The 14,089-nt window shown below is 71.3% G+C and carries 13 protein-coding genes; 8 read left to right on the top strand and 5 right to left on the bottom strand.

Going from position 1 to position 14,089, the window contains the following annotated elements; genetic code table 11:
- The first annotated feature begins 4 nt into the window (after positions 1-4).
- Positions 5-1,417: a DHA2 family efflux MFS transporter permease subunit gene (locus tag G569_RS55530; RefSeq protein ID WP_037502492.1), complete on the top strand. Its 1,413-nt coding sequence runs from the start codon at positions 5-7 to the stop codon at positions 1,415-1,417.
- Here the strand turns inward: G569_RS55530 and G569_RS0139670 are convergent.
- Positions 1,358-1,849, bottom strand: a complete 492-nt coding sequence (locus tag G569_RS0139670) for a hypothetical protein (RefSeq protein ID WP_157592629.1) — start codon at positions 1,847-1,849, stop codon at positions 1,358-1,360. The genes G569_RS55530 and G569_RS0139670 overlap by 60 nt on opposite strands.
- 1 nt (position 1,850) lies before the next feature.
- On the opposite strand from G569_RS0139670, the gene G569_RS0139665 reads away from it, so the two are divergent.
- Positions 1,851-3,905 (top strand): NAD(+) synthase, encoded by a 2,055-nt coding sequence (locus G569_RS0139665; protein WP_028067518.1) that lies wholly within the window; start codon positions 1,851-1,853, stop codon positions 3,903-3,905.
- On the opposite strand, the gene G569_RS55525 is transcribed toward G569_RS0139665, so the two are convergent.
- A complete protein-coding gene (locus G569_RS55525) occupies positions 3,879-4,247 on the bottom strand; it encodes a response regulator (RefSeq protein WP_053227696.1) in 369 nt (122 codons plus the stop codon). The two genes, G569_RS0139665 and G569_RS55525, sit on opposite strands and share 27 nt — an antisense overlap.
- A gap of 46 nt (positions 4,248-4,293) precedes the next feature.
- Entirely contained in the window at positions 4,294-4,719 is a 426-nt protein-coding gene (locus tag G569_RS0139655) for a MarR family winged helix-turn-helix transcriptional regulator (protein ID WP_245602707.1), read from the bottom strand.
- A gap of 23 nt (positions 4,720-4,742) precedes the next feature.
- On the opposite strand from G569_RS0139655, the gene G569_RS55520 reads away from it, so the two are divergent.
- Together G569_RS55520 and G569_RS55515 are read left to right on the top strand one after the other, a co-directional pair.
- On the top strand, positions 4,743-6,431 hold the full coding sequence (locus G569_RS55520) for an MFS transporter (RefSeq protein WP_245602699.1): 1,689 nt from the start codon (positions 4,743-4,745) through the stop codon (positions 6,429-6,431).
- Positions 6,421-7,077 (top strand): MBL fold metallo-hydrolase, encoded by a 657-nt coding sequence (locus tag G569_RS55515; protein WP_053227695.1) that lies wholly within the window; start codon positions 6,421-6,423, stop codon positions 7,075-7,077. Before G569_RS55520 ends, G569_RS55515 begins: the two co-directional genes overlap by 11 nt.
- Here G569_RS55515 and G569_RS55510 read toward each other — a convergent pair.
- Complete coding sequence (locus G569_RS55510; protein ID WP_053227694.1) at positions 7,074-8,123, bottom strand: GGDEF domain-containing protein; 1,050 nt, start codon at positions 8,121-8,123, stop codon at positions 7,074-7,076. The two genes, G569_RS55515 and G569_RS55510, sit on opposite strands and share 4 nt — an antisense overlap.
- A 69-nt stretch (positions 8,124-8,192) precedes the next feature.
- On the opposite strand from G569_RS55510, the gene G569_RS0139635 reads away from it, so the two are divergent.
- The 3 genes from G569_RS0139635 to G569_RS55500 all read left to right on the top strand — a co-directional run bounded on the left by G569_RS0139635 (position 8,193) and on the right by G569_RS55500 (position 10,448).
- The gene (locus tag G569_RS0139635; protein ID WP_028067517.1) at positions 8,193-8,615 is read left to right on the top strand and encodes an organic hydroperoxide resistance protein; all 423 of its coding nucleotides are present in this window, start codon (positions 8,193-8,195) and stop codon (positions 8,613-8,615) included.
- 154 nt (positions 8,616-8,769) lie between these two features.
- Positions 8,770-9,792: an aromatic ring-hydroxylating dioxygenase subunit alpha gene (locus G569_RS55505; RefSeq protein ID WP_037502489.1), complete on the top strand. Its 1,023-nt coding sequence runs from the start codon at positions 8,770-8,772 to the stop codon at positions 9,790-9,792.
- The gene (locus G569_RS55500; protein WP_053227693.1) at positions 9,789-10,448 is read left to right on the top strand and encodes a GntR family transcriptional regulator; all 660 of its coding nucleotides are present in this window, start codon (positions 9,789-9,791) and stop codon (positions 10,446-10,448) included. Before G569_RS55505 ends, G569_RS55500 begins: the two co-directional genes overlap by 4 nt.
- Here G569_RS55500 and G569_RS0139620 read toward each other — a convergent pair.
- Entirely contained in the window at positions 10,430-11,050 is a 621-nt protein-coding gene (locus G569_RS0139620; RefSeq protein WP_157592627.1) for a hypothetical protein, read from the bottom strand. The two genes, G569_RS55500 and G569_RS0139620, sit on opposite strands and share 19 nt — an antisense overlap.
- A 165-nt stretch (positions 11,051-11,215) precedes the next feature.
- Between G569_RS0139620 and G569_RS0139615 the strand changes: the two genes are divergently transcribed.
- The gene (locus tag G569_RS0139615; protein WP_028067515.1) at positions 11,216-14,050 is read left to right on the top strand and encodes a putative bifunctional diguanylate cyclase/phosphodiesterase; all 2,835 of its coding nucleotides are present in this window, start codon (positions 11,216-11,218) and stop codon (positions 14,048-14,050) included.
- Positions 14,051-14,089 lie beyond the last annotated feature (39 nt).

The following is a 14,089-nucleotide window of genomic DNA, read 5'->3' as shown; positions in this document are numbered from 1 at the left end:
GGTCATGCGTGAACTGCCGCGCTCAGTGCTGCTCTGCGCCGCCGTCGTCATCTGCGGCGCGGTCATGACGATCCTCGACTCGACGATCGTCAACGTCGCCATCGAGCGGCTCGCCGGCGCGTTCGATTCCAAGCTCTCGACGATCCAGTGGGTCTCGACCGCGTACCTGCTGGCGATCGCGGCGGTGATCCCGCTCGCGGGCTGGGCGGTCGACCGCTTCGGCACCCGGCCCGTGTTCATGACGGCGGTCGCGGCGTTCGCGACCGGCTCGCTGCTGTGCGGGCTGGCGTGGTCGGCGGGGTCGCTGATCGCGTTCCGCGTCCTGCAGGGGCTCGGCGGCGGGATGGTGATGCCGGTGGGGATGACGATCCTCGCCCACGCCGCGGGGCCGGAGCGGATGGGGCGCGTGATGGCGCTCGTGGGCGTGCCGATGCTGCTGGCGCCCGCGCTCGGCCCGGTCCTCGGGGGCGCGCTGCTCGACGGCGTCACGTGGCGCGCGATCTTCTTCATCAACCTGCCGGTCGCCGCGCTGGCGCTCGTGCTCGCCGCGCGCGTGCTGCCGCGCGGCGCGACCCGGGCGGGTGCGCGGCTGGACGTCGTCGGCCTCGCGTTGCTCTCGCCGGGGCTGACCGCGCTCGTGGCCGGGCTCGTCTCGCCCGCCGGCCCGATCGCGCTCGCCGCGGGCGTGGTGCTGATCGCCGCGTTCGTGGCCCACGCCCTCCGCGCGAGCGATCCGCTGATCGACGTCCGCATCTTCCGCGACCGCGTCGTCGCCGCCTCGACCGCGGTGACGCTCCTGTTCGGCGCCGCGTTCTTCGGCTCGCTGCTGCTGCTCGCGCTCTACTACCAGCTCGCACGAGACCTGAGCGCGACCCAGACCGGCGCGGTGCTCGCCGCCCAGGGCATCGGCGCGATGCTGACGATGCCCGTCGCCGGCAAGCTCACCGACCGCATGGGCGCGGGCCCGGTGGTGCGGGTGGGAGTGGGGCTGGTGTTGGTCGGCACGCTGCCGTTCGCGTTCGTCGACGACGACGTGCCGGGCTGGCTGCTCGTCTGCGGCCTGTTCCTGCGCGGCGCCGGGATGGGCGCGACGCTGATGCCCGCGATGGCCGCCGCCTACCAGGTGCTGCCCGAGCCCGCCGTCGCGCGGGCCGCCGGCGCGCTCGAGATCGTCCAGCGGGCGGGGGCGACCCTCGGCATCGCGCTCCTCGCCGTGATCCTCCAGCACGGCCTCGCGACCCGCGGCTTCCACGGCGACCTCGACGACGCACCCGCCGCGCTCGCGACCCCCGCCGCCGCCCACACGTTCGTGTGGGCGGTGATCCTCACAGCGCTCGCGCTGGTCCCCGCGCTGCTGCTACCCCGGCGCCGGGAGCAGCAGTCCGATGCGCTCGAAGCTGCTCACGACCTGGCCTGAGAGCTGCTGCGCGACGGCCTCCGGCTCATCGGCGGCCGGGTCGACCTTGAGCGCCAGCCGGTAGCCCTCGTGGCGGGCGTCGAGGTGGACCTTCCAGGTGAAGTTGCCGCTGCGCGTCATCCCCGCCGCGAACCGGCTCGTGCTCAGCTCGGTGCTCGCGTCGTGCATGAGGCCGGCGCCGACGCGGTCGTGCGGTGGGCGGAAGTCGTACGCGTGGCCGGCGGGCACGGCGAACAGCCACAGCGCCCGGGGCGCGAGGCCGTCGGGCTGGAGGAACAGGATGTGCCGCGAGATGTACCCGGTGCCGGCGAGGCTGCGCCGCGCGGTCTTGCCCGGCTGGGGCTTCTGCGCCTCCGGGATCGCCGCCAGGACGAGCTCCGCCGCCCGCTCCACGACCACCTTGCCCCACGCCTCGAACTCCATGCTCGTCATGATGAAGGAAGTGTCCTTCGACTCCCTCTACAGCCACGGGTTCGCGCGCGTCGCCGCCGCCGTGCCCCACCTGCGGCCGGCGGAGCCGGTCTTCAACGCCGAGCGGACGCTCGCGCTGGCGTCCGAGGCCTCGGAGAACCACGCCGCGCTCGTCGTCTTCCCGGAGCTCGGGCTCTCCGCCTACGCGATCGACGACCTCCTGCGCCAGCGCGCGGTGACCGACGCGGTCGTCGAGGGCATCGGCACGCTCGCCGCGGCTTCCCGCGAGCTGCTGCCGGTGCTGATCGTGGGCGCGCCGCTGCGGGTGGAGCGCGGGCTCTTCAACTGCGCGGTGGTCATCCACCGCGGCCGCGTGCTCGGTGTCACCCCGAAGAGCTACCTGCCCGACTACCACGAGTACTACGAGGAGCGCCAGTTCCGCGCCGCGCGCGAGGCGATCGGCGACGAGATCGAGCTGCTCGGCGACCGGGTCCCGTTCGGCAGCGACCTGATCTTCGCTGCCACGGATCTGCCCGACCTCGCGATCCACGCCGAGATCTGCGAGGACGTGTGGACGCCGATCCCGCCGTCGACCTACGGCGCGATGGCGGGCGCGACGATCCTCGCCAACCTCAGCGCCTCCAACATCACGATCGGCAAGGCCGACTTCCGGCGCACGCTGTGCATGGCGCAGTCGGCGCGCACGTTCAGCGCGTACATCTACACCGCCGCCGGGCAGGGGGAGTCGACCACCGACCTCGCGTGGGACGGGCAGGCGATGATCTGCGAGAACGGCGACATGGTCGCCGAGGCGGAGCGCTTCAGCCTCGACGAGCACGTGCTCTACGCGGACATCGACCTCGACCGGATCGTCGCCGACCGCGGTGCCACCAACAGCTTCGGCGACTCGATCGCCGACCATCGCGAGCGCGTGCGGTCGTTCCGGCGGGTGCCGTTCGAGCTTGGGGCCCGCGCGGCGCGGGTGCCGCTGCGGCGTGACATCGAGCGCTTCCCGTACGTCCCGTCGCACCCGGTGACGCGCTCGGAGCGCTGCTACGAGGTCTACAACATCCAGGTCCACGGGCTCGAGACGCGCCTGCGGGCGACCGGCATCGAGAAGGTCGTGATCGGCGTCTCCGGCGGGCTGGACTCGACGCACGCGCTGATCGTGATCGCCCGCGCGATGGATCGCCTCGGCCTGCCGCGCGAGAACGTGCTCGCGTACACGATGCCGGGCTTCGCTACGAGCGACCACACGAAGTCCAACGCGTGGAAGCTGATGCAGGCGCTCGGCGTGAGCGCGCGGGAGATCGACATCCGCCCGTCGTCGGAGCAGATGCTCGCCGACCTCGAGCATCCCTACGCGAGCGGTGTCAAGGACTACGACATCACGTTCGAGAACGTCCAGGCGGGCGAGCGCACCAGCCACCTGTTCCGGCTGGCCAACCACCACAACGGGATCGTGATCGGGACCGGGGACCTCTCCGAGCTCGCGCTCGGGTGGGCGACCTACGGCGTCGGCGACCAGATGTCGCACTACGCGGTCAACGCCTCCGTGCCCAAGTCGCTGATCAGCTTCATGCTGCGCTGGGTCATCGACACCGGCCAGTTCGACGAGGCGGTCAACGAGACCCTGCAGTCGGTGCTCGACACCGAGATCTCGCCCGAGCTGATCCCGGGCGACGGCGACAAGCCGACCGCTGATTCCGAGAGCAAGGTCGGCCCCTACGAGCTGCAGGACTTCTTCCTCTACTACATCCTGCGCTACGGCTACCTGCCGAGCAAGGTCGCCTTCCTGGCCGAGCACGCGTGGGGCGACGTCGAGCGCGGGCCGTGGCCGGACCTGATCCCTCCGGAGCGGCGCAACGTCTACCCGCGGGCGGACGTCAAGCGCTGGCTCGGGGTGTTCCTGTTCCGCTTCTTCCAGATCTCGCAGTTCAAGCGCTCGGCGATCCCGAACGCGCCCAAGGTGGGCTCGGGCGGCTCGCTCTCGCCACGCGGCGACTGGCGTGCGCCGTCGGACTCGCGGGCGACGGTGTGGCTCGACGAGCTACGCCGCAACGTGCCCGATCAGTAGCTCGTCGACGAGGCCGGTGAGCTCCGGTCCCCGCGCGGGCTTGCGGATGTAGCCGTCGAGGTCGGGCCGCAGCCGCGTGAACTGCTCGTCGGTGGGCGTCGTGCCGGTGTGCATGAGGACGGGGACGTCGCTCAGGTCGCGCAGGCGCTCGAGCGTCTCCCACCCGTCGAGCTCGGGCATCCGCACGTCGAGGACCACCAGGTCGGGGCGAACCTCGTAGAAGCGCCGTAGCCCGCGCCGGCCGTTCTCGGCGGTGATCACCTCATGACCGGCGCGCTCGAGCTGCATGCGCAGGACGAGTGCGAGGTCCGGAGCGTCGTCGATGACCAGGATGCGAGCCATGCCCACATGATGTGGAGCCGGTCGCATTCTGCAACCGGTCGAAGGGTTAGGAGTCGGACAAACGCCGGAGGAGCGGGGCGGCGGCGGCGAGCGTGGCGCGCTCCTTCGCCGTCAGCTCCGTCTCGAGCGTGCGGGCGAGCCAGTCGTCGCGCTTGCGGCGGTCCTCGGCCAGCCGGCGGGCGCCGAGCTCGGTCAGCTCGATGAACATGCGGCGTCCGTCGGCGGGGTCGGGGCGGCGGGAGACGAAGCCCGCCTGCTCGAGCTCCTTGACCGTCTGGGCCATTGACTGTGGGCGCATCTTCGCGCCCGCGGCGAGGTCGCTCGTGCTCTGGGGACCCTCGCGGTCGAGCGCGCCCAGCACCGCGCCCTGGCCCATCAAGAAGCCGTGCTCGGAGCGCAGGCGGCGCACGATCCGACCGAGCGAGATGCGCAGGTCGGCGGCCAGCTCTCCGATGTTCTCATCTTCTTGCACAGGCAGACTGTACAGTTTACCTGGTGAAGTACAAGTGGATCGCTCTCTCGAACGCCACGCTCGCCGTGTTGCTGGCGACGCTGGACGCGTCGATCACGCTGATCGCGATGCCGGACATCTTCCGCGGCATCCACCTCGACCCGCTGCGGCCTGAGAACTCCTTCTACCTGCTCTGGATGATCCTCGGCTACCTGGTTGTGACCAGCGTGCTGATCGTCAGCCTGGGGCGGCTCGGCGACATGTACGGGCGCGTGCGGATCTACAACCTCGGCTTCGTCATCTACACCGTCGCGTCGCTGTTGCTGGCGGTCGACTGGATGACCGGCGCGGCCGGCGCGACCTACCTGATCGCGTGGCGGATCGTGCAGGGCGTCGGCGGCGCGTGCCTGCTCGCGAACTCCGCCGCGATCATCACCGACGCGTTCCCGGCCAACCAGCGCGGGATGGCGCTCGGGATCAACAACATCGTCGGCGTGTCCGGGATGTTCGTCGGGCTCGTGCTGGGCGGCATCCTCGCGCCGATCGACTGGCGGCTCGTGTTCCTGATCAGCGTCCCGGTCGGCCTGTTCGGGACGATCTGGGCCTACATGAAGCTGCGCGAGGTCTCGTCGCCGCGGCGGGCGAGCGTCGACTGGTGGGGCAACGTGACGTTCGCTTCGGGGCTGGTGCTCGTGATGGTGTCGGTGACTTACGGCATCCGGCCGTACGGCGACAGCGCGCTGGGGTGGGGGAGCCCGCGGGTGATCGCGCTCCTGGCGGCGGCCGCCGTGTGCTTGATCGCGTTCGTGTTCGTCGAGCGGCGCGTGTCGGACCCGATGTTCCAGCTGCCGCTGTTCAAGATCCGCGCGTTCACGTTCGGGACGTTGTCGACGTTCCTGTCGGCCGTGGCCCGCGGCGGGTTGATGTTCATGCTGATCATCTGGCTCCAGGGGATCTGGCTGCCGCAGCACGGCTACACCTTCACCGAGACGCCGCTGTGGGCGGGCATCTACATGCTGCCGCTGACGATCGGGATGCTCTGTGCGGGGCCGGCGTCGGGGTATCTGAGCGACCGCTTCGGCGCGCGGTGGTTCGCGTTCGCGGGGATGGTCGGCTCGGCGCTCGCGTTCGCCGGGCTGATGTCGCTCCCGACCGACTTCACCTACCCGGTGTTCGCGGCGGTCCTGGGCTTCCTGGGCCTGTCGATGGGGATGTTCGCGTCGCCCAACCGCGCGGCGATCATGAACAGCCTGCCGAAGGAGCACCGCGGCGCCGGCGGGGCGATGAACCAGACCTTCCAGAACTCCGCCCAGGTCCTCTCGATCGGGATCTTCTTCACGCTGCTGATCGTCGGGCTGGCATCGACGCTGCCACACACGATGAGCGCGGGCCTCGAGGCCCACGGCGTCGACCCGGCCACCGCGGATCGCGTCGGCGCGCTGCCGCCGGTCTCGATCCTGTTCGCCGCCTTCCTCGGCTACAACCCGATCCAATCCCTGCTCGGCCCGGACGCGCTGCACGCGCTCACGCCCGCCAACCAGGCCGCGGTCACCGGCCCGGGCTTCTTTCCGCAGCTCATCTCGGGCCCGTTCCAGGATGGCCTGCACACCGCCTTCACGTTCGCGATCGTCGCCTGCCTGGTCGCCGCCGCGGCCTCGCTGCTACGCGGCGGCCGCTTCCACTACGGCGAGGTGGCGCTCGTCAAACGACCCGAGGAGCAACATGCGCGTTGAGTGGTTCGGACAGTCGACGTTCCGGTTGACGGCGGGTGATGTCACCGTCGTCGTCGACCCGTTCGGCGACGTCTCGGGGCTCGCCGCGCGTGGGCTGCAGTACGACTATCCGCCGATGTCGGATGTCACTGCCGATGTGCTGCTCGTCACCCACGAGCACCGCGACCACAACGCGGTCGAGGTCGTCGGCGGCTCGCCGCATGTGATCCGTTCCTCGGCCGGCACGTTCTCGGACACGCCGGTGGGGGAGGTCGTGGGCGTCGCCTCCGAGCACGACCCTGTCGCGGGAACCCAGCGCGGCGCGAACGTCATGTACGCATTCGAGCTCGACGGACTGCGGGTCGCACACCTCGGCGACCTCGGCCAGTCGATTCTGCGCGGCGAGCAGGCGGTCGCGCTCGGGCAGGTCGACCTGCTGTTCGTCCCGGTCGGTGGCGGGCCGACGATCGGCTCGTCCTTGGCGTTCGAGATCGCGAGCACGTTGGGCGCGCGGTGGGTCGTGCCGATGCACTACCGCACGCACCGCCTGAACTTCCTCGAGACCGCCGACGCGTTCCTGGAGCGGTTCTCGAGCGTGTCCCGCCCGGGCGCGTCGTTCGAGCTGTCGTCGGTCTCCGAGGGGGCCGTCGCCCCGGCCGCGCCTTAGGCGCGTCCCACGTACGTCGTCTCCCGCGCCACAACGACCCGGTCACGCCCACCCGCCTTCGCCGCGTGGAGCGCGGCGTCGGCGCGGCTGAGCAGCTCGTAGGCGGACTCGCCGCGGTTCCAGACCGTGACGCCGATCGAGCACGTGGTCGGTTCCGGGAGCGCCACGCGGAGGCGTTCGGCCGCGTCGCCCGCGTCGTCGAGTGCGCACGCGGGGAACACCGCGACGAACTCCTCGCCGCCGTAGCGGGCGAGGAAGTCGCCGGTGCGGAGGGTCGCGGCCCAGGCCTCGGCGGCGGTCTGCAGCAGCCGATCGCCGCCCGCGTGGCCGTGGCGGTCGTTGTAGGCCTTGAAGTGGTCGAGGTCGATCATCGCGAGCGAGAGCGGCTCGCCGTCGCGGCGCGAGCGGGCGAGGAAACGGCCGAGCTCCTCGTCGGCGGTGCGGCGGTTGGCGAGGCCGGTCAGCTCGTCGGTGCGGGCGAGGTGCTCGAGGCGGGCGGTGAGGTCGGCGCGCTCGATCACGAACGCCGCCTCGGCCGCGAGCAGACGGGCGACGCTCACGGCCCGGTCCTCGAGGCGCTTGACGCGCCGCTCCCAGGCCACGAAGAGCACGCCGACGGCGTTCTCGTCGAAGATCACGGGCTCATAGAGGGCGGACGCGACGCCGTGCCGCCGCGCCAACGCGGCGACCGTGGGGCTGTTCGGGATGTCCGAGACGAACAGGGGCTCGCGGGTGAGGAACGCGGTGCCCCCGGCCGAACGCTCGGCGAAGCTGATCGCGATCGGCGCGTCGAGGCCGTGCGCGCCGGTCACCACGAGGCTCCCGCGGCCGTCGGGCTCCAGCAGCCCGCCGATCGCCGCGCCCGTGAGCCCGCAGGCGGCGCGGCCGATGCTCGCCCGCGCGTCGTCGCTGCGGCTGACCTCCCGCATCGCCGCGGCGACGGCGGCCACGTCGCCGGCGGTCGCGGCCCGGCGCTTGCCCCGCAGCGTGCGCTGCGCGAGATCGAGCGAGATGTAGCCCGCGAGTACGGCGACGAGGATCGACATCGTTCCCCGGGAATTCGGGTCCGCGAGGGAAATCTTGAGGAAGACTGGCGCTGCGTCAGCATGTGGGTCATGGCAAAGGTGATTTACACGGCCAAGGCGAACGTGACCGGCGGCCGCGAGAAGGGCCACGGCGTGACCGACGACGGCGCGCTGGACATCCAGCTCCGCCCACCCACCGAGGGCGGCGGCACCAATCCCGAGCAGCTCTTCGCGGTCGGTTACGCGGCCTGCTTCGAAGGCGCGATCGGCGCGGTCGGCCGCCGCGAGCGCCTGGAGGTGGGCGACGTCTCCATCGCCTCCAGCGTGTCGCTCGTCACCGGCGAGGACCGCACGTTCAACATCGCCGCCGAGCTCGACGTGACCCTCCCGCAACTCGAGGCCGACGACGCCGAACGCATCGTCCGCGCCGCCCACCTCGTCTGCCCGTACTCCAACGCCACCCGCGGCAACATCGACGTCAAACTGATCGCCAACGGCCGCCCACTCGCCTAAAGCAAACCTAAACCACCCCAGGCCGTCTTTATCTTCGCGGGCGCTGTTCCGCGGCGCAGCGCGGAACAGCGACGCGACGTTCCTCAACCCCACCTGAAACGGGCCAGGCCGCGTTTAGGTTGCGGGCGGGTAAGGCCTTACGTATCATCGTCGGATGATCGTCGAGCAGCCGCCCGCGTCCGTTCCCGACTTCGCGGCGCTGCGGCGCTGCTGGCATCCCGTCGCGTACTCGAGTGCGGTGACGGACGTGCCGGTGCGGGTGCGGTTGCTGGGGGAGGACCTGGTGCTCTGGCGCGACTCGACGCACGCGGTGCACGTCCTGCGCGACCTGTGCATCCACCGCGGCACCGCGCTCTCGCTCGGCCGGGTCGTGGGCGACCGGATCATGTGCCCGTACCACGGGTGGCAGTACGGCGGCGACGGGATCTGCACCCACATCCCCCAGCTCGCCGACCCGACGAACATCCCCGGCAAGGCGCGCGTCGACGCGTTCACCGCGCTCGAGCGCTACGGGCACATCTGGGTCGCGTTCGAGGAGCCGCGCTACGACCTCCCCGACATCCCTGAGCTCGAGAACGAAGACGACTGGATCGTCGTCCAGGCCGGCCCGTACGCCTGGAACTCCGACGCGAGCCGCCAGCTGGAGAACTTCACCGACTTCGGGCACTTCCCGTGGGTGCATCCCGGCCTGCTGGGCGACCCCGAGCGCCCCGTCGTCCCCGACTACAGCGTCACGATCGACGGCCACATCCTGCGCTACGACATCGTCCGCCCCGAGGCGCCCAACACCGACGACTTCCCTGTCTTCGCCAACGACGCGACCCAGGCGCCGGAGCGGCGCAGCCGCTATCAGCTCCATCTCCCGTACACGATCCTGCTGAGGCTGGGATGGGGCGGAGCCAAAGGCATGGTGTACTTCTTCGCGTCCCAGCCCGTCGACGAAGACCACTGCATCGGCTACGTGACGATCGCCCGCAACTACGACCCCGAGCAGCCCGCAACCGTGCTGCAGTCCTTCGAGGACACGATCTTCGAGCAGGACCGCCACGTCGTCGAGTCCCAGCGGCCGGAGCGCGTCCCGTTCGACCTCGCCGCCGAGATGCACCTGAAGTTCGACGCGGTCGCGATCAACTACCGCAAAGCCATGCGCGAACAAGGACTGGCGAAACGCCCATGAGCCTCGACAGCGCCATCGAGCGCTCCTCCCTGCGCGGCGAAGCCGTCCGCCGGATCCGCGCGGCGATCATCTATGGCGAGATCGCGCCGGAGGAGATCCACTCCGCGCCCGCGCTGGCGGCGCGGATGGGCGTCTCGATCACCCCTGTGCGCGAAGCGCTGCTCGAGCTCACCAACCGCGGCATGGTCGAGCAGGTCCGCAACCGCGGCTTCCGCGTCGTCGAGCACTCCGCGGCCGACCTGGACGCCGCGCTCGAGCTCCGCGGCCTGGTGGAGATCCCGATGCTCGTCCGGCTCGCCGGCACGCTCGACGAGGAGGACGCGGCGCACCTGCGCACGTTCGTCACCAAGGGCATCAAGGCCGCGCGCAAGCGCGACACGAGCCGGTTCCTCGACCTCGACCGCACCTTCCACCTCGGCCTGCTCGCCCGCGCGGGCAACCCGCGGATCGTCGACGTCGTCGACGAGATCCTCGATCACCTGCGGCTCGCCCGCTTCGCGGAAGAGGACGAGGCGCTCGTCCAAGTGGCCGAGGGCCACGCGACGATCCTGGACGCGATCGTCGCCGACGACCCGGACGCGGTCGCCCGGGCCGCGGGTGAGCATCTCGCGCTCACCCGCACGGCGTGGGAGACGTCTCAGCGGCTCCGGGCGTAGGGATCGACGAAGACGTCGTCGATCACGAAGTGCGCGTCCTTGCCCTTCGGCATGAAGCGGAAGGCGACGGGCGCGGCGGCCGCGGCGGGGCTCTTGTCCCAGACGTCGATCGCGATCGTGGGGGTCGGCGCCCAACCGCCGGAGCCGGACTCGTAGCCGTACGGCTTGGTCGCGAGCAGCTTGCCCTTCGTGTCGTAGTAGAGGACGTCGATCTCGAGGCTGCGCTTGCCGGAACCGGCGTTCTGCGCGAACAGGCGGAAGTAGGGATACGTCTGATCGATGCAGATCGGGGACGTGACGGCCGAAGCGCCGCTCGGCAGGTCGAGCGCGTGGCTGTCGGCCGCGCCCGCGACCTTCCACGGCTCATTGCCCGCGACGACGGCGGCGCCGCCGGACAGCGTCCAGCTCGTCGCCCCGGCCTCGAGGCCCTGATTGGCGACGGGCGTGTACAGGCCGAGATCGTTGGCCGGCGCGAACGGTTGCGTCAGCGACGGGTTCGGCTTGCAGTCATAAGGGTTGGCGATGGCACTTTTGGCGTGAGCGGGTGCGGCGGAAACGACGACCAGCCCGAACGCCAAAGCTGCAGTGCGCAGAAATGGCATGAGTGAAGCGACCTCCTTGTCGGGGAGCCGGTTGCCGGCTCATGGACTTCATCGGCGCCGTGCCGGTGTCGGCGAGACAACTGGACAAGTGTTCGCCTCCCCCGCCTGGATGTCAGTGGGCTGACATTCGCTCAAAACGGGCGTCCGCCTGCCGACCGCACGGGTATGGGCCCCGCGCTCAACGAGCTCTCCCCCGAGGCCCTCGATCACATCGAGCGGGCCCGAGCCCGTGCGCACCGGCGGGCCGAGCGTCGCGAGCTGCTGACCGAGTTGGCCGTCGCGATCGTGTTCGTGCTGAGCGCGACTGCGCTGACCCTGCTGTGGCCCGACGGTCGCGCCGGCTGGGGGACGACCCTGCTGCTGGTGGCGATCTACGGCGTGCTGCTGCGGATCTCCTTCGAGGTGGGCGAGGGCACGACGAGCCCCGTCCAGCTCGCGTTCATCCCGATGCTCGTGCTGCTGCCGCCCGGGCTGATCCCGTGGGCGGTGCTTGCGGGTCAGGCGCCGAGGTCGCTGATCAAGGTGGCGCGCGGCCAGATCCCGCCGCAGCGGCTCGTCCTGACGATCGGCGACGCCGCCTACTCCGTCCTGCCCGCGCTCGTCGTCGGCCTCGCCGGCCCGACCGACGACGTCTGGACGACCGCCGCGCTCTGCCTCGCCGCGCTGGTGGCGTGCGTCGTCTCCGACCTGGCGATCACCTGGGTGCGGCTCGGGATCGGCCTCGGCGTCGACCTGCGCTCGGAGCTGGGCGGGGTGGCGTGGTTGAACCTCGTCGACGCCGGCCTGGCCTGCGTGGGCTTGCTCGCCGCGCTCGCCGGCCTCGTCGAGCCGTTGCTGGTGCTGCTGGTCCTGCCGCTCGGCGGCCTGCTGGCGCTGTTCGCCCACGAGCGGCGCGGCCGGATCGAGAACGCGCTCGAGCTCCAGCGCGCCGCGGAGGGCAGCCGCGAGCGGCTGCAGACGATCGTCCGCAACTCGTCGGACTGCATCATGATCGTCGCCCCCGACGGGACGATGCGGATGCTCACGGGCACCGTCGTCCCGATCTTCGGCGACGCGACGGTGGAAGGCTCGCCGCTCCTGGACTTCGTGCATGTCGACGACGCCGCCCAGGTGCGCGCGTTCGTCGCCGCCGTGGCCGAGAAGCCCGACACGCCGCAGGAGGCCGAGTGGAGGATGCGCTACGCCGACGGCGCCTTCCGCCACGTCGCGGCGGCGGCGACCAGCCTGCTCGACGACGAGCGCGTCCAGGGCATCGTCCTCACCGTGCGCGACGTCGAGGACCGCAAGGCCTTCGAGGAGCAGTTGCGCCACCGGGCGTTCCACGACGCGCTGACCGGGCTCGCCAACCGCGCGCTGTTCTACGACCGCGTCGAGCACGCGTTGACCCGCGGCTCGCGCGCCGACACCCACGTCGGCGTGCTGTTCGTCGACCTCGACGACTTCAAGAGCGTCAACGACACCCGGGGACACGCGGACGGCGACCGGCTGCTGCAGGAGGTCGCCGAGCGGCTCACCTCGTGCCTGCGCGCGGGTGACACCGCGGCCCGCCTCGGCGGTGACGAGTTCGGCGTGCTGGTCGAGAGCGTCAGCGACGCGTCCGCGCTGAAGGCGACCGCGGCGCGGGTGCTCGAGGCGCTGCGCCAGCCCGTCGAGCTGGCCAACGGCGTGGTCGTCGTGAGCGCCAGCGTCGGCATGGCCGTCAGCACGATCAACGACCGCGGCGTCGAGGAGTTCCTGCGCAAGGCCGACCTCGCCATGTACGACGCCAAGCGCGCCGGCAAGCGTCGCGCGCGGCTCTACGAGCCGGACCTGGAGAACGACGCCCACACCGTCGGCGGGCAATGGTTCGCGCGCGACGACGAGTCCCGCGCGGAGATCGAGTCGGTGCTCGCCGACCCGGCCGGCATCACGATGGTCTTCCAGCCGATCATGGACCTGCGCACCGGCCGGGTCGCGGGCTATGAGTCGCTCTCGCGCTTCAACCGCGAGCCGCTGCGCACGCCGGACCTGTGGTTCGCCCAGGCACATCGCCACGGGCTCGGCTACGCGCTCGAGGCCAAGGCGATCCAGGCCGCCCTGGGCTGGGCTCCGAGCCGCCCGGCGGGCACGTACCTGACGTTCAACCTCTCGCCGAGCTCGCTGCTGTCCGAGCAGGTGATGCGCGTCCTGCCGGAGCGGCTGGACGCGCTCGTGATCGAGATCACCGAGAACGAGTTGGTGTCCGGCGACCCCGCCATCCACAAGGCGCTGGCGGGTCTGCGCGGGCGTGGCGCGCGGCTCGCGGTCGACGACACCGGCGCGGGCTACGCGGGCCTCACCCACGTGATGCGCCTGCAGCCGGACGTGATCAAGCTCGACCGCGCGCTGACCACGGGCGTCGACCTGGACCCGGCCAAGGCGCCGCTGATCAGCTCATTCGTGCGCTACGCGCGTGACATCGACGCCGCGGTCTGTGCCGAGGGCGTCGAGACCTTGGCGGAGCTCGAGCGGCTCGCGGACCTCGACGTCGCCTACGGCCAGGGCTACGGCATCGCGCGCCCGTCCCCGCCCTGGGTTCCCGTCTCGCCGGAGGCGACCGCGGCGTGCCTGCACTCCTTCCAGGCCACCCTGTCCGGCACCTCGGCGGGCGCGGACCCCGACTACGACCGCCGGCTGGAGCTGCTCTCGCGCCGGTTGGCCGCGGTCCGCACGCGGGAGGAGCTCGACGCGTGCCTGCCGCCGTTGGCGACCGAGCTGCAGGCCGACGAGGTCCGGATCACCGGGGCGGACGTGCACCGCGCCACGCAGCTGCTGGCCGACGACCCCGACGCCGAATGGCTGCAGGCGCTCGGCTTCGGCTCCTGCCTGACGCTTCCGATCACGCGCGCGGGCGAGGTGGTCGGCCACCTCGAGGCCTACGCCATCTCGCAGCGTCCGTGGAGCCGCTTCCAGATCGGCCGCGCGCGCATGATCGGCTACCAGCTCGGCTCGCTCGTCCACGAGCTCGCTACGCCGCACTGAGCTCCTCGCCGCTCTCCCGGGCGGCGAGTGATGGATCTC

Origin of the sequence: Solirubrobacter soli DSM 22325, assembly GCF_000423665.1 — a bacterium.
Classification (GTDB): domain Bacteria; phylum Actinomycetota; class Thermoleophilia; order Solirubrobacterales; family Solirubrobacteraceae; genus Solirubrobacter; species Solirubrobacter soli.
The sequence above is the reverse complement of the archived record's forward strand: the minus strand, read 5'-3'. Positions and strand labels throughout refer to the sequence as shown.

Excerpts from the sequence above, each read along its gene's own strand:
- G569_RS55530 (WP_037502492.1), top strand. The coding sequence starts at position 5 with ATGCGTGAACTGCCGCGCTCAGTGCTGCTCTGCGCCGCCGTCGTCATC.
- G569_RS0139670 (WP_157592629.1), bottom strand. The coding sequence starts at position 1,849 with ATGACGAGCATGGAGTTCGAGGCGTGGGGCAAGGTGGTCGTGGAGCGG.
- G569_RS0139665 (WP_028067518.1), top strand. The coding sequence starts at position 1,851 with ATGAAGGAAGTGTCCTTCGACTCCCTCTACAGCCACGGGTTCGCGCGC.
- G569_RS55525 (WP_053227696.1), bottom strand. The coding sequence starts at position 4,247 with ATGGCTCGCATCCTGGTCATCGACGACGCTCCGGACCTCGCACTCGTC.
- G569_RS55515 (WP_053227695.1), top strand. The coding sequence starts at position 6,421 with ATGCGCGTTGAGTGGTTCGGACAGTCGACGTTCCGGTTGACGGCGGGT.
- G569_RS55510 (WP_053227694.1), bottom strand. The coding sequence starts at position 8,123 with ATGTCGATCCTCGTCGCCGTACTCGCGGGCTACATCTCGCTCGATCTC.
- G569_RS0139635 (WP_028067517.1), top strand. The coding sequence starts at position 8,193 with ATGGCAAAGGTGATTTACACGGCCAAGGCGAACGTGACCGGCGGCCGC.
- G569_RS55505 (WP_037502489.1), top strand. The coding sequence starts at position 8,770 with ATGATCGTCGAGCAGCCGCCCGCGTCCGTTCCCGACTTCGCGGCGCTG.
- G569_RS55500 (WP_053227693.1), top strand. The coding sequence starts at position 9,789 with ATGAGCCTCGACAGCGCCATCGAGCGCTCCTCCCTGCGCGGCGAAGCC.
- G569_RS0139620 (WP_157592627.1), bottom strand. The coding sequence starts at position 11,050 with ATGCCATTTCTGCGCACTGCAGCTTTGGCGTTCGGGCTGGTCGTCGTT.
- G569_RS0139615 (WP_028067515.1), top strand. The coding sequence starts at position 11,216 with ATGGGCCCCGCGCTCAACGAGCTCTCCCCCGAGGCCCTCGATCACATC.